Here is a 25,662-nt window from a genome sequence, read left to right as displayed (position 1 = left end):
GTGAGACGCCAGCCCGGCGCTCACATAGAGACCCTGGAAACATCGAGGCGCTCGGACCATCAACTGGACAAGTCTCTGACCGCGCGCGCACGCAAGCAGGAAGCATTGGTCTGATGTCGATCCGCTTTCATGTCGAGCCTCGAGATGTACCGGCCAATGCCGCAGCTCGGCGTCTGGGACTGACTGAAGAGGAATTCGCAAGACGGCTTCCGCTCCTCCTTGCCCGGGGCTTTCCCCAGGCTGACCAGACCACAGGCCACTTTGATCTGGACGCGATAGACGAGTGGCGGAAACGTCGGCATCCGAGGCTTTTCTTGACTGCGTCGGAGCAAGCACGCGATGCTCGCGCTATCGTCAAGGAGCGGCTCTCAGAGCTTATTCGTAATGGCTGAAGTAAAGATCCCCTACTACCGCGTGAAGCACGGACGCGGCTATTGGCAGCCAACCCCTGCTATGCAGAAACATGGATTCGCGCCCCGTTCCCTCGGAACTGATTGCCCAAAGGCATGGGCAGAAGCACACCGACTTTACGAGGACTGGCAGCGTCATAGAAAGGGTCTACCCGCCACTCACGAGCGTCGAGGCTGGCCGCTTGGTTCTATAGGCCATGCCTTCGATAGGTATCGAAGGACTGATGCATGGCAAGCGAAGGCCGAAGCCACTAGGAAGAAAGACTGGGAATGGAGTTGGCGCTTCATCGAGCCGATCTTTGGAGACGTTGCGCCATCGACTGTGCAAGTCGAGGACATCGAGCAACTGTATAGCCATGTGAAGTCTACAAAAGGACTCCACACTGCCCATCGGATGATCAAGACGTGGCGGGCTCTCTGGAAGGTGATGGCAGCGATGCAGTATTGTGGGGCCGACCAAGACCCCTCGCGGATCCTGCGCAACACCGCGCCAAAAGGGCGGCGAGAGATATGGCAACCGGGTGAAGTGGCTCGAATGGGGAAAGCGGCCTGGCGGAGCGGCTACCGCGGCTTGGCGGCCATTATCGCGATCGCTTGGGATACTCAGTTTTCGCCGGTCGATGTCCGCACGCTCAGAGCAAGCCAGCGCCATCAGGACGCACGTGGGAGCTACTTCGTCGCCAAGCGAGGCAAGACAGGCCAAGAGGTGATTGGAACGCTCACAAGGCGTTCCGAGCGTGTCCTCGAGGTGTATCTGTTATCGATGGGCATGAGCCCTTTGGGTGAGGCGCCGATCTTCCGTAACAGGTCCGGCCAGCCATACACGGCTGATACCCTGGGGGATGACTTCCGGGATGTGCGCGAGATCGTCTTCCCCGGGGACTCGCGGGTGCTACTCGACATCCGGCGCACAGGCGCGGTCGAGGCATTGGCCGGCGAGGCCGACCCTGCGGCGATGGCCGCGAAGATGGGCAACACAATCCACCAGAACCGGCAGCTTGCCGAGACCTATCTGCCTCGGAAGGCGGCAACGGTCAGGCTGGTGGACGAGGCCAGGAGGCGCGGTCGGCAGAGGCTGCGCGACAACGAATAAGGAACGAAAAGTTGGAAACCATCGGTCGCGAAGTTGGAAATGCTAATCTGCGGTTTTCGCCAAGTCTTTGAAAAGACTGGCGCGAGTGACGGGGCTCGAACCCGCGACCTTCGGCGTGACAGGCCGACGCTCTAACCAACTGAGCTACACCCGCAATTCAGCGATGCGGGTGATAGAGTAGCCCCTCCCCCCTGTCAAGCTGGGCTTCGGCGGCCAACGCCCGTCACTATTCATGCTGCGGCGGAACGAACAGATCGCCCCAGCCGCGTTTCCTTGCCTGTCTGTAATCCGCCGTGTCTCGTCTGGCAATGTGGCGGTCCACGATGCGGCCGTCATCGCACAGCTTGAAGTCAATTCCCGGCTTCGCCTGCCTGGGCGGCGCGACGATGCGCCCCCCGCCGGTGGGTTCGCCCGCCCGCGCCATGATCAGATAGGCGAACGGCTCATCCTCGAACGGAACGGTGGCCGCCTTGGCATGCATATGCGCGCGGCTGCGCGGCAGCCGGACGCGGAAATGGCACCAGTCGCTCCCCGAAACCGGGCAGGCGCGGTCATGGGGGCACGGCGCCACCGGCACCGCGCCCCAGCCCAGCAGCGCGTCTCGCGCCGCGCGGATGCGCGCGAAGCCTTGCGGCGTTCCCGGCTCCACCAGCACCAGCATCGCCCGGCTGGCGCTCCACAGGCCGCGCACGGCCTCCGCGATGCGGGCCAGCGGCAATTCGGCCAGGGCATAGGCGGCGATGGTGAGATCGGCTGAGACGCCTTCGGGCAGGCGCCCGATGTCGCCCATCAGGCGCCGCGCCGCCGCCAGCGCCGGAGGCCCGGCCTGGCCCAGCGCCGCCGCGAGGCTCAACATGCCGGGGTCATGATCAAGAAGCGTGATCTGCCCGAGCCGGGGCCACATGGCCGTCACCGCCCAGGAAGCTGTTCCAGGCCCGGACCCGGCATCGAGCAGGCTCGCGGGGCTGAAACCCGGCCGCCGCGCCTGAAGTTCTTCCAGCGCGCGCCCCACCGCCGCGAAAGTCGCGGGAAGCCGGGCCACCAGATAGGAGGCGGAATCGACAGCTTGCGTCGCGCCGCCGGCGCGGTAGGTGGCCGACAAGGCAGCAGCGGACCGGCGCCGGCTGCCGCCCGCGCCGTTATCTGACTCAAGCCGCGCGGCGATCGCCGCCTGCAACTCCGGCGGAAGCATCATGGGAATGAAGGGAAGTTCATTTGCCTGCGCGCGCTTTCAAACGTAAAGCATGGAAATGTCACAGGATTGAAGAGTCCGTCAAGAAAGGCGCGCCATGTTCGCTTCGTTCTTTCCCTCGCCGCGGCAGTTTTTTGGATCGGCGGCGCTATGGGCGCTCGCGGTGGTGCTGTTCTGGTTTCTGGTCGCCCGCGACGGCGGCGGCATGCTGGGTCTCGCCAATCCGCCGGAAGGAACGCCGCCGATCATCGGGGTGTCGCGCTTCTTCTCCGCGCCGTTCCTGTGGTTCTATCTTTATTTTGGCGGCGCGGTGGCGATCTTTGCTGGCGTCTGGCGCTGGCTGGACCCGCACCCCTATTTCAACTGGTCGGTCCTGGGCTCGGCGCTCATCATTTTCGTGCTGTATTTCATGGTCGAGGTCAGCGTGACCATCAATGACTGGTACGGCACCTATTTCGATCTGATCCAGCGGGCCCTCGATCCCTCAACCAAGGGCCAGGTGCCGGCCGCCGATCTTTACACGGGGCTCGCCCAGATCACCTCGGTGCTGCTCACCTACATCACCGTGGCGGTGCTCAATGCCTTTTTCACGAGCCATTATGTGTTCCGCTGGCGCACCGCGATGAACAGCTTCTACACCGCGCGCTGGAATGAATTGCGCGGCATCGAAGGCGCCGCCCAGCGCGTTCAGGAAGATACCATGCGCTTTGCCCGCATGTTCGAAGATCTGGGCACCAGCCTGATCAGCGCCATCATGACGCTCATCGCGTTCCTGCCCATCCTGGCAGCCCTGTCAGGCAAGATTCCGGAAATCCCCATCCTCGGCAGCATTCCTTATTCGCTGGTCTGGGTCTCCTTGCTGTGGTCGCTGTTCGGCACCGGGCTTCTGGCGCTGGTCGGCATCCGGCTTCCGGGGCTCGAGTTCCGCAACCAGCGCGTTGAGGCCGCCTACCGCAAGGAGTTGGTCTATGGCGAGGACGACCCCACCCGCGCCGCCCCCCGCACCCTCAAGGAGCTTTTCGAAGGTGTGCGGCACAACTATTTCCGGCTCTATTTCAATTATCTCTATTTCAACGTGGTGCGCTATGGCTACCTGCAGGCTGATCTGCTGCTTCCCTTCTTCGTGCTGATACCCGCCATTGCCGCCGGCGCCATCACCTTTGGCATCTTCCAGCAGGTGCGCGCCTCCTTCGGCGAGGTACGCGATGCGATGCAGTATCTCGTGAAGTCATGGCCTTCGATCGTCGAGTTCCTGTCGATCTACAAGCGCCTGCGCGCCTTCGAGGCGACGCTGGCGGGCCAGCCGCTCCCCGATCTTGACCGGCGCTATCTCGAACGCGGCCAGACGGCCTGAACCGGTGCAGTGCAATGTCATGGTGACGCAAGCTTCCGGCTCTGTTATAAGCATCTCAATTCTGGAATGAGATCATGATGAATCGTTTGGGTTTTTCCTTTGTAGCTGCGGTTCTGGCGCTCACCGCGGGCTCTGCCGCGGCCGAGGAGCAGAAGAGCGAACGCCAGTATGTGATCGACCTGGGGGCCGGCCTGATGGCCCAGCCCCGCTATCCGGGGTCGGACGAAACGATCTTGGTGCCCTACCCGCTGATCGCCGTGGGCCGGTTTTATGTTCCCGGCATCGGCGATGCCGGCGGCAGCGACAGCACGCGCCGGCTTTCGGTCTATCCGTCGTTCAATTTCATTGGCAAGCGCGAGGCCTCCGATTCGGACGAACTCGAAGGCATGGAGGACGTCGACTGGTCTCTGGAAGTGGGCCTTGGCGTCGCCTACCGCTACAACTGGCTGCGGGGCTTCGTGGAGTTGCGCCAAGGCTTCAATGGCTATTCTGGCCAGGTGGCCGACTTCGGCCTCGACGTCATCGCGACGCCCACCGAAGACCTCACCCTCACCCTGGGCCCGCGCGCCGGCTGGGGCTCTGACGACTACATGAAAACCTATTTCGGTATCTCCGCGGCCGAAGCCGCCGAAAGCCCGATCTACGACAAGTCCTATGACGCCGGCGCCGGGTTCAACACCGCAGGCCTTGCGGCGACGGCGAATTACAAGCTGACCGACACCGTCACGCTGCGCATGCTGGGCGGATGGAACCGGCTGATCGGAGACGCCGGCGACAGTCCCATCGTCGAGGAAGGCAGCGAAAACCAGTTCTACGGCGGCGCCGGCCTCACCTACCGCTTCGAATTCGACGTGTTCGACTGAATGGCGGCGCCGGCCTCGCGCTCCGGCGGCAGCGGCCGCTCCGGAAACACCAGCCCCATCGAGATCACCAGCTTCAGCCCGTCTTCGACGCTGATGTCGAGGATTTTCACCTCCTCGCACGGCGCGAAAAACACATAGCCCGACGTCGGGTTGGGCGTCGTCGACACATAGACGGCATACATCGCCTGCCCCGGCGGCAGGCCGATCTCGCCGCTGTCCACCTCGCGCGACACGAACGCCACGGACCAGGCGCCGCGCCGCGGCCATTCAACCAGGCACACATGGCGGAACGAGGCGCCCTTCTGGGCGAACAGCGTCTCGAAAATCTGTTTCGACCCCTTGTAGATCGAGCGCACCACCGGCATGGCGAAGAGCGTCTTATCCCAGATGGCGATCATGGTGCGGCCGGCGAGATTGGCGGCCATCGCGCCGATCGCCGTGATGGCGATCAGCGCGAAGATCAGGCCGAACCCCGGCAGCCTGACGGGCAGATAGGTGTCCGGGTTGTAGGCGGCGGGCAGAAACGGCTTGATCCAGGCATCGAACAGGGTGACGAACCAATAGGTGGCCCACACGGTGATGGCGATCGGCGCGGTAATCACCAGCCCGGTGAAGAAATAGGCCCGGAGCTTCCCCCAGAAGGAAGCGTGCGCCTTGATTTCGACATCGGCGTTGTTCACGTGGGAAAAGCCCGGACAGGATGGAACGGTTTTGGACGCACCCAATAGACATGAAGCGGAGGGCCTCCGCAAGCCGGAGGCATCGGGCGTCCTATTCGCGCTCAGGCGGCCGCTGCTGCTCGGCACGGGCTGGCTGTGCGTGGGCCTGGGCGTTGTCGGCATCGTCATGCCGCTGTTTCCGACGACGCCGTTTCTGCTGGTGGCCCTGTGGGCGTTTTCGAAATCCTCGCCGGAACTGGCTGAAAGAATCCGCCAGCACCGGCTCGCTGGCCCCTATGTGCGCGACTGGGAGGAAGACGGGGTTATCCCGCCGGGCGCCAAGATCCTCGCCGTCACCATGATGGCGGCCATGCTCGGCTATCTGCACTTCGGCTCCGGCGCGCCCGGCTGGGTGGTAATCGCGGCGGGGCTGGTTGTGGCGGCGGTCGCGGTCTACATCCTGTCGAGGCCCAACTCGCGGCGAAGTTAATCCCCCGCCTGGCGGCTGGCTGTCACCGGATACTGATCGTCCCACACCTTGGCGCGGGCCTCGGCCTCGATGCGCTCGTCTTCCCCGACATTGCTTTCGAGCTGCAGCGCGCGGTCGAAGATTTCCGGATTTTCCTCGGGCCGCGCCGAATTGCGCGCCAGAATATACCACATCACGGCACGGGTGCGGTCGGCGCGCACCACCGTGCCTTCCCAATAGAGCTCGCCCAGATACGCCTCGGCCGGCGCATAGCGCTTGCGGGCCGCCGCCATCAGCCATTTCAGGCCCTGCTGCGGATTGCGTTTCATGCCCTCGCCCTTGATGTTCATGACGCCCAGCGCATATTGCGCCGCGGGGTGGCCATAGGCGGTGGCGACCTTGAGATAGGCCTGGGCGGCGGCATCCGGGTTGGGCGTGATCCCGGCATTGACCGCGCCGGTGCGCTGGTAGTCCGCCAGACGCACCATCGCGTCCACCGTGATGCGCAGGCGCTTGTCGCTCGATTCCTCCGGGTCGTAATGCTCGGCGACCCGCGTGTAATAGCTGTAGGCCATGGCATCGTCGCGCGGCACGCCAAGGCCCTGGCGGTACATGTGCCCGAGATACCAGTCAGCGACGATGTCGCCCTCGTCGGAGGCGGCGCGGAACAGCTTGGCGGCGCGGCCGTAATTGCCGTTACGGTAGGCGCGCTTGGCTTTCTTGAGATCGTCGCTCCAGAACGGAATCGAAATTTCGGGAAGCTTCAGCTCGGGAGCGGCCGGCAGATATGAATAGAAGCCGGCAAGCGGTCCGCCGGAGTCCTCCTGCGCCACGGCCGGACTGAGCAGCAGGCAAAGCGCCGCGGCGGCCAGCACCGGCATGCCCCGCACGCTGCCGCGATTGGCTTGCGCTGATCCTGTCATCACGGCGGATCAGCTCCCGTAAGCCTGCCGCGCGGACGCGCGGCGCCGGCGGATGATGGAGAAACACTTATACCTGGCCACCCAAGAACTCGTTCCAAACACGCGATGGCGAAGGGCTATTGGTCAAATTGGGCGGATAAAAGGATAGGATTTGGGCGGAATTGGACGAATGCAGAAATCCTTCCGCTGTTGCAGCGGCGCAACAATCGGGTGGTTCAAACCGCCCACCCCGCCAGCATGCCCTCGTAAACCGCTTCCTCGGCGGTGCGCGGGCTCAGCGCGTCGCCGGCCAGCCGGCCGGGGATGCCCAGCGCTTCAAGTTCCGCGGCAAGCGCGTCGTCCTGCAGATTCGGGGCGTTAAGAACCAGCGTATCGACGTCCTCCATGGCGACCGGCGCGCGCGACGGGGTGTGGATGAAATAAATGGTCTTCCCGTCGCCGCCATACAGCCTGAGCCAGGGATGCACCTCGACGCCCAGCCGGTGCAACCGGGCCACGGTCTCGAAACGAATGTAGGTCTGAATGTTGGCGGCGGCGCAGTGATGGTTGACGGCCAGCCGCACATGAGCGCCCTCGGCGGCGAGTTTCTCGGCGATGCCCGCGCCCACCCAGTCGCCCATCCAGTCATAGACCACCACCCGCGCGCCGGCCGTGGCGCGGCCCGCCAGAAGGTCCGCGGCATGAACCATCTGCTCAGGCTGGCCTTCAAAGGGCGGCAGCTGCGGCCTTGAACCGGTGGCGATGATGACCTCGTCTGGCCGTTCAGCCTCCAGCAGGGCGCGGGTCACCGTGCTGCGCCGGTGGATGACGGCGCCATGGCGCAGCGCCTCGGCGGTGAGATTGGTAACGATGCCGCCGAATTCGGCGCGGGTGGGCAACAGCTGGGCGAGGCGCGCCTGGCCGCCGGTCTGGGCCTCACGCTCGTGGAGGTGCACCTCGTGCCCGCGCTCCGCCGCAACGGCTGCGGCCTTGAGCCCGGCTGGCCCTCCCCCCGCCACCAGAATGCGGCGGCGGCGCTGCGTCCGTGGCTTGTGCTCATAGGCCAGTTCGCGGCCGGTTTCCGGGTACTGGATGCAGGAGATCGAGAGACCAAGCTGGAAATGGCCGATGCAGGCCTGGTTGCAGCCGATGCAGGCCCGGATATCATCGAGGCGCCCGGCCTGGGCCTTGTTGGGCATCTCAGGGTCAGCGATCATGGCGCGGGTCATGCCGCAGAGGTCGGCGGCGCCGGAGGCCAGCACCTGCTCGGCAATCTGCGGCTGGTTGATGCGGCCCGCCACGAGCACGGCAGCGCCGGTGGCCTGTTTCACCTTCTGGGCGAAGGGCGCCACATAGCCATGGGCATTGGCCATCGACGGCACGATATGGGTGGCGCCCGAGGCGGTGGCCGACGTTCCGGCGATCACATTGAGGTAATCGAGCTCCGGCGCCAGCGCCCGGGCAATCGCCACCGACTCGTCTTCGATGAGCCCGTCCTCATCATGCTCATCGCCGGACATCCGCATGCCGACGATAAAGTCCCCATGCACACGGGCGCGGATTGCGCCGATCGCCTCCCGGGTGAAGCGCAGCCGGTTCTCCAGCGGTCCGCCATAGTGATCCTGGCGCCGGTTGACGCGCGGGTTCATGAATTGCGCCGGCAGATAGCCATGGCTCGCCACGATCTCCACGCCATCCGCCCCGGCCTCGGCCATCCGGCGGGCCGCCTCACCGAAACCGGTCACGATTTCGCCGATCAGCTGCTCTGGCATCGCCCGCGGAATGACCTTGAACCGTTCAGAGGGCGCGTGTGACGGCGCGAAGGCCGGCTGCACCACGCCATCGGGCCGCCCGAGCAACTCCCGCCCGGGGTGGAAAAGCTGCACGAAAACCCGTGCGCCGTGCTCATGAATTACCTCAATCAAGCGCGCGAAAGGCTTGATACACTTATCGGAAGTGCCCATCAGCAACGCTTCGGTGTAGCGCGCGGTTTCATGAACGCCCACCACCTGAATGATGATGAGACCCGCCCCGCCACGCGCCCGCGCCCGCTGGTAAGCGATCAGCGCGTCGGACGGCAGGCCGCCCTCGGGCAGGTAGGTGTCATGCCCCGTCGAAAAGATACGGTTGCGGAGTTCGGTGGATTTGATGCGGAATGGCGAAAACAGATGGCGAAACAGCATGATGGGAGTTTAGCCGTTTTCGCGTCAGCAAAAAAGGGCAGAGACCCCGCCGCGCCCCTCCCGCCAAACGCAGCAACGCCCCCCGGGGGTAGCGGAGGGCGGAGCCTGCCAAGCGGTGTGGGGCGACACCGTGAGCAGCCGGTTCCCCTGGGCGAGGGGCTCCGGCATTTCGATGACGAATTGCCGGGCTCAGTCCTCGCCGCCGTCGTCCTTCTCGGCGCCATTGCTCAGGGCCGCGGCGAGAATTCCGGCGTTGGAGCGGATCGTCTGTTCGATGGCATTGGCAACGTCGGGGTTCTGGCGCAGGAAGGTCTTGGCGTTCTCGCGGCCCTGGCCGATGCGCTCGCCGTTATGGGAGAACCAAGAGCCGGATTTCTCCACCACCCCGGCCGTCACACCGAGGTCGATCAGCTCGCCGACCTTGGAAATGCCCTCGCCATACCTGATGTCGAACTCCACCTGCTTGAATGGCGGGGCCACCTTGTTCTTCACGACCTTGACACGGGTCTGGTTGCCCACCACCTCGTCGCGGTCCTTGATGGCGCCGATGCGGCGGATGTCGAGACGCACCGAGGCGTAGAACTTCAGCGCATTGCCACCGGTGGTGGTTTCGGGCGAACCAAACATCACGCCGATCTTCATGCGGATCTGGTTGATGAAGATCACCATGCAATTGGTCTTGGAAATCGAGGCGGTCAGCTTGCGCAAGGCCTGACTCATCAGGCGGGCCTGAAGCCCCGGGAGCTGATCGCCCATCTCGCCTTCAAGCTCGGCGCGCGGCGTCAGCGCCGCCACCGAATCGATCACCAGCACCTCAACAGCGCCCGAGCGCACCAGCGTGTCAGCGATTTCCAGCGCCTGCTCGCCGGTGTCGGGCTGCGAAATCAGCAGATCATCGACCTTGACGCCGAGTTTGCGCGCATAGACCGGGTCAAGCGCATGCTCCGCGTCGATGAAGGCGCAGATGCCGCCGCGCTTCTGGGCTTCGGCGATGGTCTGCAAAGCCAGCGTGGTCTTGCCGGAGGATTCCGGCCCATAAATTTCAACGATGCGGCCCTTGGGCAGGCCGCCAATGCCAAGCGCGACGTCGAGCCCAAGCGAGCCTGTCGAGATCGCCTCAATCTCCAGCGCCGTCGAGGCGCCGAGCTTCATGATCGACCCCTTGCCGAACGCCCGCTCGATCTGGCTCAGGGCCGCGTCCAGCGCCTTACTCTTGTCCATGGATGCCTCAATGACCCGAAGATTTGCCTGTGCCATCGCTTTACTCCCTCATGTTCAATGGGTCTATCGGGGCCACTCCGGCCACCAACTCCTGCGTTGTTCGAACTATGTTCTATTTCTGTTCGAAAGGCAAGGAGAATTTTTATTCACATTAAAACAGATATTTACAAGTATAACATCGAAACGGACGCGGAACAAACCGGAACTTCTCCTTCCACGCCAGCGGCCCCACGCCGGAGGCCGCTGCCGCCGAATCGGGTTCCAGTCTCAGCTTTCCATGGCCTCCTTCACCTTTTCCACCAGCTGTTTCAGCGAGAAGGGCTTCGGCATGAAGCTGAAGCCGGTCTGGCCCTCGAGGTCCTGCTCGAACTGCTCGCCGGGATAGCCGGACACGAACACGAATTTGGTGGCGATGCCGCGCTTCCTCAGTTCACGGAGCAATGTTGGCCCGTCCATCTCCGGCATCACCACGTCGGAGATGATCAGGTCGAAGCCCTTGGCGTCGGCGTCGATTTTCTCGATCGCCGCCTCGCCGGAATTGGCCTCAACAACGGTATAACCTCGCGAGGCCAGCGCGCGCAGCGCGAAGGCCCTGACCGCGTCCTCGTCCTCGACCAGCAGGATGCGTTCCTTGCCGGTATAGTCGCGCTTCGGCGGCTCGGCCGGCTTCTCCTCCACCGGCGCCTCGCCCGCCCGCTGCGGATAGTAGCGCGGCAGATAGATGCGGAACACCGTGCCCTTGCCCACCTCGCTGTCGCAGAAGATGAACCCGCCGGTCTGCTTGACGATGCCGTAAACGGTGGAGAGCCCAAGCCCCGTCCCCTTGCCGACGTCCTTTGTTGAGAAGAACGGCTCCCAGATCTTGTCGCGGATCTCCTTCGGAATGCCGGTGCCGGTATCCTCGACCTCGCAGACCACATATTCGCCGGGCGGCATCAGCGATGGCATGACCGCGCGCGAGGCGTCCACGCCGAGATTGTAGGTTCTCACCGTCAGCGTGCCGCCGTTCGGCATCGCGTCGCGGGCGTTGACCGCGAGATTGATGATCACCTGCTCGAACTGGTGGATGTCCACCATCACCAAACCGAGGTCGCGCTCATGCGCGATCTTGAGGCCGACCTTTTCGCCCAGCACCCGGCCCAGCAGGTTGCCGAGGTCGGAAAGCGCCTCGGTCAGGGCATGCACCTTGGGCTGCAGGGTCTGCTTGCGCGAGAAGGCCAGAAGCTGGCGCACCAGATTGGCGGCGCGGTTGGCGTTCTGCTTGATGTTCATCACATCGGCAAAGGCCGGGTCGGTGGGCCGCATCTTAGCCAGCAGCAGATCAGCGAAGCCGATGATCGGGGTCAGCACGTTGTTGAAGTCATGCGCGATGCCGGAGGCGAGCTGGCCCACCGCCATCAGCTTCTGGCTTTGCGCCAGCTGCACCGCAAGCGATTTGTTTTCCGTCTTGTCCACCGCGAACACCACCGCCGCGTGATCGTCCTCCGAAAGCCGCGTGAAGGTGAACAGCACGCTGCGCGGATTGCCGCCTTCGAGGGTGGCCTCGAACTGGCGCTGGCTTGCTTCCCCGGCGAGGGCGGCGGCCAGCGCCTGGGTCAGCGCTTCGCGCTCCGGGGCCGCCACCGCCGCGGCGATCATGGCGCCGCGCCGGAGCTTCGGCGAAAGGTCGATGAAGGCCGTATTGGCGGTGCGGATCGTCCCGTCCTTGTCAATTTCGGCGATGCCGATCGGCGCGTTGTTGACGAAGCGCGCCAGGCGCGGCGCGGACGTCTCGGCTCCGGCAAGCTGGCGCGGCACCACGATGGTGCGGGCCGGCGAGGCCCGCCCCTCGGCGTCGAAATCGACGTGGTGGATGATCTGCGCCGGAAACAGCTTCCCGGTGCCGGGGTTGCGGAGATCGATGCCGAAGCTCTCGGTTGCCGCGCCCCGTGGCTTCGGCGCGACGCCGGAGACAAGCCGCGCCGCGGCCGGCCCCAGCAGCCTGTCAAGGGTGAGGCGGGCCCCCTCGAGATCGCTCAAGTCCATGCCCAGCCATTGCGCCAGCGTGGCGTTGACGTAATCGACGCGGCCATCGGCGAGCGTGGAGAAAAACCCCACCGGCGCGTTGTCGAGATAGGTGATGATGAATTGCAGGCGCGCGAATGACTGTTCCTGGCGCGCCCGCTCGCCGCTGATATCCTCCAGCTCCCAAAGCCGCAGCGTGCGGTGGCCTACCTGCATCGGCGCCGCCGACAGCCTGATCCACACCGGCCGGACGGGATCGGCGCAGGGGGCGGCCGAGCCTTCGGCCACGCGCAGTTCGCGGGTTTCGCGGCGGCCCGCCGCCACCGCCTGGGCGAGTTGGTAGATGGGGCCTGCGAACTCGGCATAGGGCGTGAACAGCACATCCATGGGAACGAGGCGGCCCGCGCCCGCCCGCTTGACCAGCGCGTGATAGGCGGCGTTGGCATAAAGCGCGCGGCCATCGGCGGCGGTGACCACCAGCGGATGGCCCACGGCGGAGGCCAGACCATCGAGGAACTGTCGCTCGCTCTTGCCGCTGCCCGGCCGCAGCACGCCCGCCAGCAGCGCGTAAAGCGCCAGCAGCCCCAGCCCGGCCAGCGCCGCGCCCGCCCAGAGAAGCCAGCGCGGGTCTTCCGGCGGCGCCTGGCGCAGCCCGTAGACCACCGTCACCGCCACCAGCGCGGCGAGCGCCAGCACGAGTAAGGCGCGTCCGCGCCCGCCCGCCGGTTCCGCGAGCCCGCTGTCCGCCGGCGGATTGGTTTCGTCCATCAAAGATCACCCCGAATCATGTGCAGTATAGGCCAAACGCCTGGCGGCGGAATCGCGGGTGATGATCGCATCAACAGCGCTTTACAAAGCATGGACGGGCCGTCACACTTGACGGCGGGGATTTTTTGGAAGGACGGGGCCATGGAGTTCGTGACCCAGAACGCGCAATTGATGGGCACCGTCGCGGTGGCGCTGGGGGTGCTGCTGGCCCTGGCCATCGCCATCCGCGTTCTCACACCCAGGCTGCTGGGGCGGCATGGCCAGCGGCTGAGCGTCGTCGAATACCGCGAACTCGACCGTTCCCGCCGCCTGGTGCTGATCCGCCGCGACCAGACCGAACATCTGCTGCTGATCGGCGGCCACTCTGATGTGGTGGTCGAAACCGGGCTGGCCGCGCCGTCCGCGGCCCCCGCCCCCGGCGCCAGCCGCGCCGCGCCGCGCCCGCCGGCGTTCGGCGACCGCAAGGCGCCGGCCTTGCGCACGCCCGGCGAACAGCCGGCCGCGGCCAGCCGCGAAGAACCGGCCGGCTGAGGCGCAAAAAGAAAAGCCCGGCATTGCAGCCGGGCTTTGGTGGTGCGGGAGACTTCCTAGACGTTGGTCGTGCCAGCCGCCCGGCGCTCGGCCATGAAGCGGTCGAACTCGTCCTGGTCCTTGGCGCGGCGCAGGCGCTCCACGAAGGCGCGGAACTCACGCTGCTCATCCTCGAGGCGGCGGCGCTCTTCCTCGAGCCGTTCAAGCTGGGTGCGGCGATATTCGTCGAAGGCCGCATTGCCCGAGCCCGACATGCCGGCGCCGGACCATTGCCTGTTCAAACCGCCCCAGGCCGGCATGCTGAAACCGTCCCACGGCTTGGCGCCCGTGGCGGAGCCTTTCCACAGCTGGCCGAATTTCCACTTGGCGAACAGCGCCACCAGGCCCAGCGGCCAGAACACCACAAACCCGGCAACCATCGCGCCGATTTCCCACGGCGACCAGCGGCCCATGCCGCCCCACTTGTTGCAGGCGGTCTGGCCGCCATTCGAACCAATACCGGCAGAGGAATTGATCATCGTCACTCCTTTCATGACTTCAGGATCAGAGACATGGTAATCCTGCCTCCGGCTTTCAACGAAATTCGCAAGCGGGTGTCCCGCGCGGGTTTCGCGGAGAAGCGCAACCGGATGATTTTCCGAGGAGTTTGGCAATCATGACGCGGCATCACAAAATCGCGATGTTGACCGCCGGCGGGCTGGCGCCCTGCCTGTCGTCGGCGGTGGGCGGGCTGATCGAGCGCTATTCCGAGCTCGCCCCCGAAGCGCCGATCATCGGCTATCTGGCGGGTTACAAAGGCCTGCTGCAGGGGAATTCGATTTCAGTCACGCCGGAAGTGCGCCGCCGCGCCCATGTGCTGCACGCCCATGGCGGAACCCCGCTCGGCAACAGCCGGGTGAAGCTCACCAATGTGGCGGACTGCGTGAAGCGCGGGCTGGTGAAAGAGGGCGAGGATCCGCTGAAGGTTGCTGCCGGCCAGCTGGTGAAGGACGGCATCACCATCCTGCATACGATCGGCGGCGATGACACCAACACCACCGCCGCCGATCTTGCGCAGTACCTGAGCGCCAACGGCTACAATCTCACCGTGGTGGGCCTGCCCAAGACCATCGACAATGACGTCGCGCCGATCCGCCAGACGCTCGGCGCCTGGACGGCGGCCGAACAGGGTGCCCTGTTCTTCGAGAATGTGGTGAACGAGCAGTCGACCTCCTCGCGCCAGCTGGTCATTCATGAAGTGATGGGCCGCCACTGCGGCTGGCTCACCGCCGCCACGGCGCGCGCCTGGCGCGAACGGCTCGACGCGCTGGAATTCCTGCCGGAGTTCAACCTGTCGCGCCGCCACAAGGACATTGACGCGGTTTATGTTCCGGAAATGACCATCGACATCGCCGCCGAGGCGCAGCGTCTCAGGAAGGTGATGGACGAGATGGACTCGGTCTCGATCTTCGTCAGCGAAGGCGCCTGTGTCACGGAGATCGTCGCCGAACTCGAAGCCAAGGGCGAAGCGGTGGACCGCGACGCCTTCGGCCATGTGCGGCTCGACCAGGTGAAGGTGGGCGACTGGTTCGGCAAGCAGTTCGCCAGGAAGATCGGCGCCGACAAGACGCTGGTGCAGAAGTCGGGCTATTTCGGACGCTCGGCCGCCGCCAACCGGGCTGACCTCGACCTGATCCGGGCCATGGTGCATGTGGCGGTGGATGCGGCGCTTGCGGGAACCTCGGGCGTCGTGGGCCATGACGAGGAGCGCGGCGATGAACTGCGCGCCATCGAATTCCCGCGCATCAGGGGCGGCAAGCATTTCGATCCGGCGACGCCCTGGTTCGCCGACATGCTGAGGGACATCGGGCAGCTGTCATGAGCGGATGGAGACTTGCCGCCCTGCTCCTCGCCGTGATCGCCGCCTCGCCGGCCAGCGCCGATGAGGCGCTCGAACAGGGCAAGGCCGATTTCGCGAAGCTCTGCGCGCCCTGCCACGGGGTGGACGCCAAAGGCCATGGGCCGGAGGCCGCGAAGCTGCCGAAGAAGCCGGTGGACCTCACCCGCATTACCGAACGCTATGGGCGGTTCCCGGAAGACCGCGTCTTCGCCACCATCGCCGGCCTCGACATGCCCGAAGGCCACGGGACCCGCGAGATGCCGGTCTGGGGCGATGTGTTCGTGAGCGAAGGCGTGGGCCAGAGCACATCGGTTGCCGATGCGTTGCGCGCCTCGGATGATGCCTCGCGGCGGATCGCCGGCCTGATGCACTATCTCGAAACGCTGCAGGGAGCGCCGTGACGCGCATAAGGGAGGATGCCCGGCTGATCCGCCAGCCGCTGCGGCCGCGGCGGCGGCTGGGCGCAACGTCTGCCGCCGCCGAAAACTGGAACCGCATCGGCGGGCTCCTGACGCGGGCTGGCCGGATACTGGAGATCCCGCGCCATGCGATGCTGGCGGTGTGGATGGTGGAATGCGGCGCCCTGCCCTTCCAGCGCGGGCGGCCGGTGTTGCGCTTCGAGGCGCATGTATTCTTCGCCCGCTGGGGCAGCCGGCATGAGGCGCTGTTCGACGCGCATTTCCGGTTCGGCGGCCGCCATGGCGCCGAGGGCGCCAAGTGGCAGAACCACATGCTGCGCGAAACCCCGGGCGGCGACTGGCGGCGTTTCCATGGCGATCAGCATACGGAATATCTGGCGCTGGCGCTGGCCACCGGACTGGCCGGGCCAGAGACCGCGTGCCAGTGCGCGAGCTTCGGCGGACCGCAGATCATGGGCTTCAACCATGAACTCGCCGGCCATGAGTCCGCCCATGCGATGTTTCGCGCCTTCGCCCGGTCCGAGCGCTGGCAAGTGCTGGCGTTTCTCGATTTCTGCGCCGCCAGGACGCTTTTCCCTGCCTTGAGGGCTGGCGACTGGCTGGCTTTTGCTTCCGTCTATAATGGACCCGGCAATGCCGAGGCCTATGCGGCCAGGATCGCCGCCGCCTGCCGGGATGCCGGCGAGCTGCTGAACGGCGGTCTTGAAGCTGCCGCCAATTCGTAATAGTCGTTCGGATATGACGATGAAGGGTCCTGTCCTTGAGGCCGGCAGTTTTCCTCCGCCACAACGCCGGCGTCACACCGGCGAAGGCCGGGGTCCGGCTGCACCGGATGAAAGCCGGATGCCAGCTTGTGCCGGCATGACGGCAGCCGATTTGGTGGCGCGGACCATCAACGGCCGCAACAGCCGCGCCGCGCCATGACCTGGCTCAGCCTCACGCCCGAGGAATGGATGGCGGTGCGCCTCAGCCTCAAGGTGGCCACCGTCGCGATGATCGCCAGCCTGCCGGTGGCGCTGGCCGTGGCCTGGCTGCTGGCGAGGCGCGAATTCTGGGGCAAGTCGCTGCTCAACGGCCTGGTGCACATGCCGCTGGTGATGCCGCCGGTCGTCACCGGCTATCTGCTGCTGCTGGCCTTCGGCGCCCGCGGGCCGATCGGGTCCTTCCTCGCTGAATTCGGCATCGTCTTCGCCTTCCGCTGGACCGGCGCGGCGCTGGCCTGCGCGGTGATGGCTTTTCCGCTGATGGTGCGCGCCATCCGCCTGTCGATTGAATCCGTCGACCGTAAGCTGGAAGCCGCCGCCGGCACGCTGGGCGCCAGCCCGGCCTGGGTTGTGCTCACCGTCACCTTGCCGCTCATTCTTCCCGGCATCATCGCCGGCATGATCCTGTGCTTCGCCAAGGCGATGGGCGAGTTCGGCGCCACCATCACCTTCGTCTCCAACATTCCGGGCGAAACCCAGACCCTGCCCTCGGCCATCTATTCGCTCACCCAGGTGCCGGGTGGCGATGCCGGGGCGCTGCGTCTCACCGCCATCTCGGTGGCGATTTCATTGGCGGCGCTCATAGTGTCCGAATTCCTCGCGCGGCGCGCCGGGCAGCGGATCGCCACATGAGCCTCGCCGTCGATGTCAGCCTGGCGTTGGGCGCGTTTCATTTGGAAGCCGCCTTCGAAAGCGCCGGCCCCGTGACCGCGGTGTTCGGCGCCTCTGGCTCGGGCAAGACGAGCCTCGTCAATGTGATCGCCGGCTTGCTGCGCCCGGACCGCGGCGTGGTGGAAATCGGCGGAAAGACGCTGACCGATACAGCAAAGGGCATCCTGCTGCCGCCGCACCGCCGCCGCATCGGCTATGTGTTCCAGGAGTCCCGTCTGTTCCCGCATCTCACGGTGAGCCAGAACCTTTCCTATGGCGAATGGTTCACGCCCGCCCGCGAACGCTATGCGGCACGCGGTCAGGTGATCGATCTCCTCGGCATCGGCCACCTTCTGGACCGCCGTCCCGCCGGGCTCTCCGGGGGCGAGAAACAACGGGTGGCGATCGGCCGCGCGCTGCTCGCTTCCCCCCGCTTGCTTCTGATGGATGAGCCATTGGCCGGGCTTGACGCCGCGCGCAAGGCCGAGATCATGCCCTATCTCGAGCGGCTGAGAGACGAAACACGAATTCCAATCGTCTATGTAAGCCATTCGGTGGCGGAGGTGATGCGGCTGGCGAGCGACATCGCGGTGCTGGCGCAGGGCCGGCTGGCGGCCTTTGGGCCCGCCGCGGCCATCGCCCAGCGGCTCGATCTCATACCGCCCGGAGAAGACGACGAAACCGGCGCCATCATCGACATGACGGTGGCCGGCCATGACAGGCGGTCCGGCCTCACCCGGCTGCGGGCGGCGGCGGGCGATGTCTTCGTCACCGGTTTCGCCGGGCCGGAGGGAGCGCCGGTCCGCGTCCGCATCAGGGCCCGCGATGTCATGCTGGCCATGGAGGAGCCGCAGAAGATCAGTGCGCTGAACATTCTCCGGGGCGCCGTGACGGCGATTGTCCCAGCCGGGGCCCATGCGGTGACCGTGACGCTCGACTGCGGCGGCCAGGCGCTGCTCGCCCGCATCACCCGGCATTCGGCGGAAGCGCTGGAACTGAAACCGGGCAGCGCCGTCCATGGCGTGGTGAAGGCCGTATCGGTGAGCGGGCCGTCAGCTTCCCAATTCCGGTGACAGTGCGCTTTATTGCCCCGGACCAGATGCGGGTCCGATGATCTGCGTGACCGAATTGAGCGCACTGTCACCGAAATCACGCTTCGAAGATCGAACTGGAACGCCCGGAGCCGCTTTGGTCTCTTCTCCCTTCCGTTCCGGCTGGTTAGCACTGGTCCCGCAGACGCGGGATTTGCAATCTGCTTTCCCGCCCTGCATCCCAAAGGCGTGGCTTCCGAGGATGCGAACATGAACAGCCTCTCAAAAGAGATCGGCGTCTTCTCCGGCACAATCATCGCCATCTCGATGGTCATCGGCTCGGGCCTCCTGGGGCTGCCGGGCGTGGTGATCGATGAGGCCGGGCCAGTGACCGCCCTCTATGGCTGGTTTGGGATCGTCGTCTTCATGTTGCCGATGCTGATGGTCTTTACAAAACTTGGCCTTCGATATCCAAGAGTGGGAGGTCTGTCCCATTATGCCGAGGTTGCCTTTGGCCCCTGGGCAAAGGTCGCGGTGGTGACGGTGCTGATCGGCACGTTTTTTCTTGGCATCCCCGCGCTCGCGTTGATTGGCGCCGCCTATGCCAGCGCCTTCCTGGGCGACGCCCAGGGAACCTACACAGGCTTTGTGGCGGTTGGGTTTCTGCTGCTTTCGGCAGGCATCAATCTCACGGGAGTGAGGGTCACAAGCTTCGTCAACACGATTTCAATCGCGTTCGTACTCGCCGTCGTGGCGCTGATCGGGTTCGGCAACTGGGACTTTGCGGCAAAGGGGGCCTCCGTCCTGATTTCCGGTCAGTTTTCCGATCTCTCGTGGAGCGCGCTGTGGCCCGCGCTGTCGCTCATCTTCTGGGCTTTTCTGGGCTGGGAAAACCTGTCTTTTGGCCTCGAGGAGTTCCGGCATCCGAACCGCACGATACCCCTTGTCTATTTCCTGAGTTTTCTGATCGTTCTGGCGCTTTACTGGGTTCTGGCCCTCACGGCCTCTGGCGCCAGCCTGTCGGGTATGGGTGTCTCGGGTGCCGCCGGATTGTCCGCCCTTTTTCCGCCGAAGCTTCGCATGGCGATGAACGGCCTGACGGCCGAGATTATCCTGGCGAACGCCAATTCATGGGTGGTTGGCTGCAGCCGTCTGGTGTTCAGCGGCGGCCGCGATGGGATTTTGCCGCCGGTCCTTGGCGAACTTGACAAGTCCCAAATCCCCCGCAACGCGCTGGTCTTCATGGGCGTGACGTTCTCAGTCATTGTGCTGTCGATGTCTTTCTATCATGTTCCGGTGAGTTTCATCGTGAAGCTGGTCAGCCAGAACTTCATTGTTCTGTTTGGCGTCTCCGTTGTCGCCTTCTACCGGTCCAGCGAGATGTTATTTGCAACATTGGCCGTGACAGCGCTCGCCGCCTGCTCTTGCCTGCTGCTGATATCGGGCTTTTCTCTTCTGATGCTCTATCCGGCGGCGCTGATCGGGTTCGGGTTCCTTCGCTACCGGCGGATGGGCCAGGCAAGAGCGGCATGAGCCGATTGCCGCCACAGGCCCGGAAAGAGTAGGCTTTCCCGCCGGAACGGAACGGCCGGAGGGCAAGCCATGAGACGGCTGGGTGATTTTGAGCGCGCGTTGCTGCACTTGCTGGCGGAGAATTCCAGGCGGTCGATCACCGAGCTGGCGCTGCGGCTCAAGACCACGCGGCCGCGGGTGAGGCGGTGTCTCGCGGAGCTCGAATCCAGCGGCGTGATCAAGCGCTATACGATCGAGGTGAGCGCTGATGCAAAAATACAGTCAAAGTCGGTGCGCGCTGTTTTTGTCGTCAAAACCAGGATGACGCGCTGCCGCGTTCTCATTGACAAGATCAAGCCGTGGCCCGAAGTCGTCGGCATCCGGACTTTTTCATCACGCGATGTCGATCTGCAAATCGAAGTCGCTGTTTCCGGCGATGCGGAACTTGAAGCGCTGCGGGACAGGATCGCCAGAGACCCGTCCGTTGAAAACATGTATACGATGCCCATTCTTTCGGAATGGAGCCGGCGTTAGGGTTGGATGCGTCACGCGCTCCCCTGGTGTCCTTAACGAAGCCGCTCGCGGGAACGCGCGTTTGCAGGCGCCGGTATCTTCAGCCTTCAGGCTTGGCCATGTCACGGGCCAGCGCCGCCAGATGCGGTCCGGCCGCCGCCCCGCCGGCCTTTCCGGCAGCGATAGACAGCGCCCTCGGGAAAATGGCCCGGACACGCCGGGCCATGTTTGATCGGGATCCGGCTTAGCTTACGCCGAGTAGTATTCGACCACCAGGTTGGGCTGCATCTGCACCGGATAGGGCACGTCCGACAGGGCCGGAACGCGCACCAGACGGGCGGTCATGCCCTTGTGGTCGACCTCGATGTAGTCCGGCGTGTCCCGCTCCGCGAGCTGGGTTGATTCCAGCACCAGGGCGAGGCCCTTGGCCTTGTCGGTGAGCTCGACGGTATCGCCGGCCTTGAGCCGGATCGACCCGATGGTGACCCGGCGGCCGTTCAGCTTGACGTGGCCGTGGCTCACGAACTGGCGGGCGGCGAAGACGGTCGGCACGAATTTGGCGCGGTAGATCACCATGTCCAGGCGGCGCTCCAGGAGGCCGATGAGGTTCTCCGAGGAGTCGCCCGTCATGCGGATGGCCTCGTCATAGACCTTGCGGAACTGGCGCTCGGACATGTTGGCGTAATAGCCCTTGAGCTTCTGCTTGGCCTTGAGCTGTGTGCCGTAGTTGGAAAGCTTGGTCTTGCGGCGCTGGCCATGCTGGCCGGGGCCATATTCCCGCTTGTTCACCGGGCTCTTGGGGCGGCCCCAGATGTTCTCGCCCATGCGGCGGTCGATCTTGTATTTCGCGTTGGCGCGTTTGGTCATTTACGGTCTCCTCGTGACGTCTGATGAGAACCCACCCTCCTTGGCGCCGGTTTCCCGGCCGACAGCCCCCTTGAGGGGCACAGGCAAGCAAAACCGGGGCGCGCACGTGATCGCCCCGGAATGCCGAAGCTCATAGGCGAAGGGGCGGCGGCTGTCAAATCCGGGCGAACCGCCCCTTGCGGGGCCGCGCCGCCTCGCCCAAACTTGCGCGGAATGACGAGGTCCCCTGCCCTCCGCCTGCTCCGCGATGCCGCCGCAATCGCCACCGTGGGGGCATTCATGTTTCCGCTGTTCTGGTGGGGGCTCGCCGCGGTGAAGCCGTCGGGCGCGCTTTATGACAAGGACCGTATCGTCTGGTTCGGCTTCTCGCCGAGCCTCGAGAATTACCGGGTGACGCTGGCGGCGGACTCCTCGCTGTTCAGCGCGCGCCAGTCGATCCTCGATACGGCCATCATCACGCTCGGGGCGGCGGGCCTCACCCTCGCCCTGGCGCTGCCCGCCGCCTATGGGCTGGCGCGCGCCGGGCGGGAGCCGGGCCGCTGGTTCGTGCTCTGGGTGCTGGCCCAGCGCATCCTGCCGCCCATCGCGGTGGCGGTGCCGCTGGTGCTGATCTATCACCAGCTTGGCCTGCGGGACACGCGGGGCGGCGTCATCCTCGCCCATGCCGCGGCCAACATGCCCTTCGCCATCCTGCTGCTGAAGTCCTTCCTCGAGGATATCCCGCGCGAGGTGGGCGAGGCCGCGATGATCGACGGCGCCAGCGCCTGGCAGAGCTTTCTGCGCATCCACGTGCCGCTGATCCGCGGTGGCATCGCCGCCTGCTTCATCCTCTGCGCCGTCTTCTCGTGGACGGAATTCGTGCTGGCGCTGTTCCTCACCTCCTCGATCCGGGTGCTGCCGGTGCAGCTGAGCCTGATGGCCAATATGGACTGGGGCCTCACCGCGGCGCTCAGCACGGCGAGCATCGTTCCGGCCTTCGTCTTCATCCTGCTGGTGCAGCGCCACCTGGTGCGCGGGCTGACCATGGGTCTGGCAAGAAGCTGATACCGCCACCGTCTGGGGACAACCAGTTGAGGCTCCACATCTAATCGTCCATGGCCAGCAACAGGAACCGGCAGCTGGCCATGAATTCCGCCCGGCGGGAGGCGCGGCGGGTCATGGCCTCGTCATCCTCGCCCCACAGCTCAGCCTGGTAGTCCTCATCGACATGGGCGATGCGCCAAGCCTCGTCCGGCGCGATGGCGCGGCGGGCCAGCATCATGGCGATCAGCGCCGAACCGGTCAGCGTCATCACGGTGTGGAAGGCGGCCAGCGCAAAATCATCGAGTGCCGCCACGGCCGCCCCGAAGGCGGTGAGCGCCGCGGCGGGCTGCGGCTGGTGCATCACGCCGGCCGTCACCGTGAACGGCGCATCGAGCGCGGTCCGCGCCCAGTCGGCGACCGGGTCCCAGGCGGCGGCCTGGCAGGCCACCAGATCGGGCGGCCGCTCGGCGCGGTAGCAGACGAGATCGCTGTTGGCATAGGCACAAGCTTCAGCCTCGATCTTCGGCCGCTCCCCGGCGATACGGTCGATCGCGGTGTTGGCGAGCCTGGTGAGCGGCATCGACGCGGGGTCGATCTCGGCTCCTTGCGCCTCCCATTCCGCCGCCACGGCTTCCGCCAGCGCCCTGGCGGGAAGGCGCAGCGGCGCCTTTATCGGCGTCTTGATGGGCTTGCCATCGAGCGCGATGGCGTTGTCGCCGGTGACCGTCACGGTCTTGTAGAAGCGGCGGCGCGCCGTCATCTCAGGCCTCCGCTTCCGGGTAGCGATCGGCATCGAAGCCGAACAGCGCAAAGCCCTGGCGCATATGCTCGGGGACCGGCGCCGAGACATCCACCGTGCCGCCGCGCGGATGCGGAAACACGATGCGCCTGGCATGCAGGTGCAGCCTCTGCGCCAGCTCTTCCGGCATACCCTCCTGGCCGCCATATTTCTCGTCGCCCAGGATTGGCGTGCCGATATGCGCCATATGGGCGCGCAGCTGGTGCTGGCGGCCGGTCACCGGCTTCAGCGACACCCAGGCGGCAACCGGCGGAGCCTTGTCGATGACGGAATAGAACGTGACGGCCCGCTGCTCGTCCTCCTCCTCGCCCGCCTGTGAGGCCCGCATGCGGTCGCCTTCGGGGCCCTTGGCCTTGATCAGCGCCACCTCGATGCGGCCCTGCGCCGGCTTCGGAACACCCCTGACCAGCGCCCAATAGGTTTTCTTCACGCCCCGTGTGGCGAACAGCTTTCCCAGCGCCGCCGCCACCGCCCGCCGCTTGGCGATGACGATCACGCCCGACGTGTCGCGGTCCAGCCGGTGGACGAGCAAGGGCCGCTCTTTCAGCTCGGCGCCAAGCCCCATCAGCAGCCCGTCCAGATGATGATGCGTCTTGCTGCCGCCCTGCACGGCAAGCCCGGAGGGCTTGTTCAGCACATAGATATCGCCGTCCTCATGCAGCACCATGGACTGGAACAGCCGCCGCTCTTGCGGGGTGAGCGGCTTCACATCGGCCTTCGGCAGATCGGCGGGCCTCGAATCGAAGGCCAGCGGCGGCACCCGGATTTCCTGTTCGGCCACCAGCCTGGTGCTGGTCCTGGCGCGGGCGCCAGCCACCCGCACCTGGCCGGTGCGGGTGAGCTTGTTGAGATAGGCGAAGGTCACCTGCGGGAAATGCAGCCGGAACCAGCGGTCAAGCCGCATGCCGTCCTCATCCGCCGTCACCACATGGCGTTTGACTTCGCTCATTGCAGCAGGGCGCGCATCAGCCACAGGCCGGAGAACACGGCGGCGAGCGACAGGAGCAGAGAGGCCGCCGCATAGGCGCCCGCCGCCACAATCGCCTTGCGCTCGACCAGCATGGCGAAATCCAGCGCGAAGGCCGAGAAGGTTGTGAAGCCGCCAAGGATGCCGGTGGTCAGAAAGGCCCGCGCCTCCGGCGGTAACGACAGCCTCAGCGCCAAGAGCCCGGTCAGCAACCCCATGATGAAGCAGCCGAGCAGATTGACGCTCAGCGTGTGCCATGGAAACTCGGTGCCGAACAAGCGCCCCGACCAGACATTGACGCCATGGCGGGCCGCCGCGCCGATGGCGCCGCCCAGCGCCACCCACAGGACAAGGGCCATCACAGCCACCCTTTGCGCTTGAAATAGAGGAAGGGCAGGATCGCCGAAATCACCATAAGCCCGATGGCGAACGGATAGCCATATTGCCACTGCAGTTCCGGCATCACGGCGAAATTCATGCCATAGATCGAGGCTACCAGCGTGGGCGGCAGGAAAACCACGGCGGCCACCGAGAAGATCTTGATGATGCCGTTCTGCTCGATGGAAATGAGCCCCAGCACGGCATCGAGCAGGAAACTGATCTTGCCCGACAGAAAAGTGGCGTGGTCGGTCAGCGAGACGATGTCGCGCTGCAGGATCTTGATGCGCGCAATGTTTTCCTTGACGTTGCGGCTGTCACGCATCTGGTCGGAGATCGCCTGCATGAAGGCGACGATGCGGCCGATGGAGACGAGGCTCTCGCGCATCTTGGAGACGAAGTCGCCTTCCTCGCCGATGTTCTCGATCAGCTCCTGCAGGTTCACGGTGCGGCGCGGCGCCTGCTTGTGAATGCCGGACAGCGCGCGCTTGGCGCCGAAGGTTTTCTTGGACGTTTCGTCGACGATCTGGCCCGCGCGCTCGAGGTGATCGGCGGCGCGGTCGATCACCGCTTCCAGCAGCGAGATCAGAATGCCCCAGCCGTTCATCGCCGTGGTCTGCGGCTTCATCGCCCGCTTGACATAGGCCGGAAAGGCCTGCGGGTGATGATAGCGGATGGTGATCAGCGTGTTGTCCTTGATGATGAAGGTGACGGGCGAGGATTCCGGCTGGTCATTTTCGCCGCGGCGGATCAGGTTCGCCGTCATGAAGGCCGCGCCATCCTCCTGGTAGAGCCGCGAGGAGGCCTCGATCTCGGCGAGTTCCTCGCGGGTCGGGATGTCGATGCCGAGGGCCGCCTCGACGATCGCTTCCTCTTCCGCCGTGGGCTCGACGAGATCGAGCCACACGCAATCCGGCGGGATGGCGGGAACGGGGCCAGCCGGAAGCTCGGTCAGGCAGTCATTGGCGGCGCCATAGGCGGTGAGCATTCG

Annotated in this window: 27 protein-coding genes and 1 tRNA gene; 14 read left to right on the top strand and 14 right to left on the bottom strand. The window is 65.3% G+C overall.

What is annotated here, in order from left to right:
* Together ACKOED_RS07365 and ACKOED_RS07360 are read left to right on the top strand one after the other, a co-directional pair.
* A partial coding sequence (locus tag ACKOED_RS07365) for a hypothetical protein (RefSeq protein ID WP_408915939.1) occupies positions 1–392 on the top strand: 392 nt, incomplete at its 5' end.
* Positions 385–1,503 carry a hypothetical protein gene (locus ACKOED_RS07360; protein WP_408915938.1) on the top strand — a complete coding sequence of 373 codons (1,119 nt, stop codon included), beginning with the start codon at positions 385–387 and terminating at the stop codon, positions 1,501–1,503. The genes ACKOED_RS07365 and ACKOED_RS07360, both read left to right, overlap by 8 nt.
* Before the next feature lie 77 nt (positions 1,504–1,580).
* On the opposite strand, the gene ACKOED_RS07355 is transcribed toward ACKOED_RS07360, so the two are convergent.
* A tRNA-Asp gene (locus tag ACKOED_RS07355) sits at positions 1,581–1,657 on the bottom strand.
* 72 nt (positions 1,658–1,729) lie between these two features.
* Complete coding sequence (locus ACKOED_RS07350; protein WP_408915937.1) at positions 1,730–2,698, bottom strand: small ribosomal subunit Rsm22 family protein; 969 nt, start codon at positions 2,696–2,698, stop codon at positions 1,730–1,732.
* A 94-nt stretch (positions 2,699–2,792) separates the two neighbouring features.
* On the opposite strand from ACKOED_RS07350, the gene sbmA reads away from it, so the two are divergent.
* Together sbmA and ACKOED_RS07340 are read left to right on the top strand one after the other, a co-directional pair.
* The gene (gene sbmA, locus ACKOED_RS07345) at positions 2,793–4,049 is read left to right on the top strand and encodes a peptide antibiotic transporter SbmA (protein WP_408915936.1); all 1,257 of its coding nucleotides are present in this window, start codon (positions 2,793–2,795) and stop codon (positions 4,047–4,049) included.
* Between the two features lie 74 nt (positions 4,050–4,123).
* Positions 4,124–4,912, top strand: coding sequence for a MipA/OmpV family protein (locus ACKOED_RS07340; RefSeq protein WP_408915935.1), 789 nt, complete (start codon positions 4,124–4,126; stop codon positions 4,910–4,912).
* Here ACKOED_RS07340 and ACKOED_RS07335 read toward each other — a convergent pair.
* Positions 4,882–5,592 carry a DUF502 domain-containing protein gene (locus ACKOED_RS07335; RefSeq protein ID WP_408915934.1) on the bottom strand — a complete coding sequence of 237 codons (711 nt, stop codon included), beginning with the start codon at positions 5,590–5,592 and terminating at the stop codon, positions 4,882–4,884. The two genes, ACKOED_RS07340 and ACKOED_RS07335, sit on opposite strands and share 31 nt — an antisense overlap.
* Positions 5,593–5,623: 31 nt before the next feature.
* Between ACKOED_RS07335 and ACKOED_RS07330 the strand changes: the two genes are divergently transcribed.
* Positions 5,624–6,061 (top strand): YbaN family protein, encoded by a 438-nt coding sequence (locus ACKOED_RS07330; protein WP_408915933.1) that lies wholly within the window; start codon positions 5,624–5,626, stop codon positions 6,059–6,061.
* Here ACKOED_RS07330 and ACKOED_RS07325 read toward each other — a convergent pair.
* From ACKOED_RS07325 to ACKOED_RS07310, 4 genes are all read right to left on the bottom strand, one after another.
* Positions 6,058–6,963 carry a tetratricopeptide repeat protein gene (locus tag ACKOED_RS07325; protein ID WP_408915940.1) on the bottom strand — a complete coding sequence of 302 codons (906 nt, stop codon included), beginning with the start codon at positions 6,961–6,963 and terminating at the stop codon, positions 6,058–6,060. The two genes, ACKOED_RS07330 and ACKOED_RS07325, sit on opposite strands and share 4 nt — an antisense overlap.
* A 215-nt stretch (positions 6,964–7,178) precedes the next feature.
* Positions 7,179–9,125 (bottom strand): FAD-dependent oxidoreductase, encoded by a 1,947-nt coding sequence (locus tag ACKOED_RS07320; protein ID WP_408915932.1) that lies wholly within the window; start codon positions 9,123–9,125, stop codon positions 7,179–7,181.
* Positions 9,126–9,314: 189 nt separating this feature from the next.
* Positions 9,315–10,382: a recombinase RecA gene (gene recA, locus ACKOED_RS07315; protein WP_408915931.1), complete on the bottom strand. Its 1,068-nt coding sequence runs from the start codon at positions 10,380–10,382 to the stop codon at positions 9,315–9,317.
* Positions 10,383–10,613: 231 nt separating this feature from the next.
* A complete protein-coding gene (locus tag ACKOED_RS07310) occupies positions 10,614–13,118 on the bottom strand; it encodes an ATP-binding protein (protein ID WP_408915930.1) in 2,505 nt (834 codons plus the stop codon).
* Between the two features lie 141 nt (positions 13,119–13,259).
* Between ACKOED_RS07310 and ACKOED_RS07305 the strand changes: the two genes are divergently transcribed.
* Positions 13,260–13,649: a flagellar biosynthetic protein FliO gene (locus ACKOED_RS07305; protein WP_408915929.1), complete on the top strand. Its 390-nt coding sequence runs from the start codon at positions 13,260–13,262 to the stop codon at positions 13,647–13,649.
* 56 nt (positions 13,650–13,705) lie between these two features.
* On the opposite strand, the gene ACKOED_RS07300 is transcribed toward ACKOED_RS07305, so the two are convergent.
* Positions 13,706–14,167, bottom strand: coding sequence for a DUF2852 domain-containing protein (locus ACKOED_RS07300; protein WP_408915928.1), 462 nt, complete (start codon positions 14,165–14,167; stop codon positions 13,706–13,708).
* 137 nt (positions 14,168–14,304) lie between these two features.
* Here ACKOED_RS07300 and ACKOED_RS07295 point away from each other — a divergent pair, with 137 nt between their 5' ends.
* From ACKOED_RS07295 to ACKOED_RS07265, 7 genes are all read left to right on the top strand, one after another.
* Positions 14,305–15,510, top strand: a complete 1,206-nt coding sequence (locus tag ACKOED_RS07295; protein ID WP_408915927.1) for a pyrophosphate--fructose-6-phosphate 1-phosphotransferase — start codon at positions 14,305–14,307, stop codon at positions 15,508–15,510.
* Positions 15,507–15,929, top strand: coding sequence for a c-type cytochrome (locus ACKOED_RS07290; RefSeq protein ID WP_408915926.1), 423 nt, complete (start codon positions 15,507–15,509; stop codon positions 15,927–15,929). Before ACKOED_RS07295 ends, ACKOED_RS07290 begins: the two co-directional genes overlap by 4 nt.
* Positions 15,926–16,672, top strand: coding sequence for an N-acetylmuramidase domain-containing protein (locus ACKOED_RS07285; RefSeq protein ID WP_408915925.1), 747 nt, complete (start codon positions 15,926–15,928; stop codon positions 16,670–16,672). The genes ACKOED_RS07290 and ACKOED_RS07285 overlap by 4 nt, the downstream gene beginning before the upstream one ends.
* A 195-nt stretch (positions 16,673–16,867) precedes the next feature.
* The gene (modB, locus tag ACKOED_RS07280) at positions 16,868–17,563 is read left to right on the top strand and encodes a molybdate ABC transporter permease subunit (RefSeq protein ID WP_408915924.1); all 696 of its coding nucleotides are present in this window, start codon (positions 16,868–16,870) and stop codon (positions 17,561–17,563) included.
* Positions 17,560–18,654 carry a molybdenum ABC transporter ATP-binding protein gene (modC, locus tag ACKOED_RS07275; RefSeq protein ID WP_408915923.1) on the top strand — a complete coding sequence of 365 codons (1,095 nt, stop codon included), beginning with the start codon at positions 17,560–17,562 and terminating at the stop codon, positions 18,652–18,654. The genes modB and modC overlap by 4 nt, the downstream gene beginning before the upstream one ends.
* Positions 18,655–18,882: 228 nt before the next feature.
* The gene (locus ACKOED_RS07270; RefSeq protein WP_408915922.1) at positions 18,883–20,145 is read left to right on the top strand and encodes an APC family permease; all 1,263 of its coding nucleotides are present in this window, start codon (positions 18,883–18,885) and stop codon (positions 20,143–20,145) included.
* Between the two features lie 69 nt (positions 20,146–20,214).
* Positions 20,215–20,658 carry an Lrp/AsnC family transcriptional regulator gene (locus ACKOED_RS07265; RefSeq protein WP_408915921.1) on the top strand — a complete coding sequence of 148 codons (444 nt, stop codon included), beginning with the start codon at positions 20,215–20,217 and terminating at the stop codon, positions 20,656–20,658.
* A 79-nt stretch (positions 20,659–20,737) separates the two neighbouring features.
* On the opposite strand, the gene ACKOED_RS07260 is transcribed toward ACKOED_RS07265, so the two are convergent.
* Both ACKOED_RS07260 and rpsD read right to left on the bottom strand, forming a co-directional pair.
* Positions 20,738–20,863 (bottom strand): hypothetical protein, encoded by a 126-nt coding sequence (locus ACKOED_RS07260; RefSeq protein ID WP_408915920.1) that lies wholly within the window; start codon positions 20,861–20,863, stop codon positions 20,738–20,740.
* 23 nt (positions 20,864–20,886) lie between these two features.
* Positions 20,887–21,504: a 30S ribosomal protein S4 gene (gene rpsD, locus ACKOED_RS07255; protein WP_408915919.1), complete on the bottom strand. Its 618-nt coding sequence runs from the start codon at positions 21,502–21,504 to the stop codon at positions 20,887–20,889.
* 213 nt (positions 21,505–21,717) lie between these two features.
* Here rpsD and ACKOED_RS07250 point away from each other — a divergent pair, with 213 nt between their 5' ends.
* Positions 21,718–22,548 carry a carbohydrate ABC transporter permease gene (locus ACKOED_RS07250; protein WP_408915918.1) on the top strand — a complete coding sequence of 277 codons (831 nt, stop codon included), beginning with the start codon at positions 21,718–21,720 and terminating at the stop codon, positions 22,546–22,548.
* A gap of 40 nt (positions 22,549–22,588) precedes the next feature.
* Here the strand turns inward: ACKOED_RS07250 and ACKOED_RS07245 are convergent, their stop codons facing one another.
* Genes ACKOED_RS07245 through corA form a run of 4 tightly spaced genes read right to left on the bottom strand, consistent with a single transcriptional unit; the run spans position 22,589 to position 25,659 of the window.
* The gene (locus ACKOED_RS07245) at positions 22,589–23,287 is read right to left on the bottom strand and encodes an ATP12 family chaperone protein (protein ID WP_408915917.1); all 699 of its coding nucleotides are present in this window, start codon (positions 23,285–23,287) and stop codon (positions 22,589–22,591) included.
* 1 nt (position 23,288) lies between these two features.
* Positions 23,289–24,275: an RluA family pseudouridine synthase gene (locus tag ACKOED_RS07240; RefSeq protein ID WP_408915916.1), complete on the bottom strand. Its 987-nt coding sequence runs from the start codon at positions 24,273–24,275 to the stop codon at positions 23,289–23,291.
* Positions 24,272–24,652 carry a fluoride efflux transporter CrcB gene (crcB, locus tag ACKOED_RS07235; protein ID WP_408915915.1) on the bottom strand — a complete coding sequence of 127 codons (381 nt, stop codon included), beginning with the start codon at positions 24,650–24,652 and terminating at the stop codon, positions 24,272–24,274. Before crcB ends, ACKOED_RS07240 begins: the two co-directional genes overlap by 4 nt.
* Positions 24,652–25,659: a magnesium/cobalt transporter CorA gene (gene corA / locus ACKOED_RS07230; protein ID WP_408915914.1), complete on the bottom strand. Its 1,008-nt coding sequence runs from the start codon at positions 25,657–25,659 to the stop codon at positions 24,652–24,654. The genes crcB and corA overlap by 1 nt, the downstream gene beginning before the upstream one ends.
* Between the last annotated feature and the right edge of the window lie 3 nt (positions 25,660–25,662).

Origin of the sequence: Aestuariivirga sp. (genome assembly GCF_046093005.1) — a bacterium.
Lineage (GTDB): Bacteria > Pseudomonadota > Alphaproteobacteria > Rhizobiales > Aestuariivirgaceae > Aestuariivirga.
This window is presented reverse-complemented; position numbering and strand designations above follow the sequence as displayed.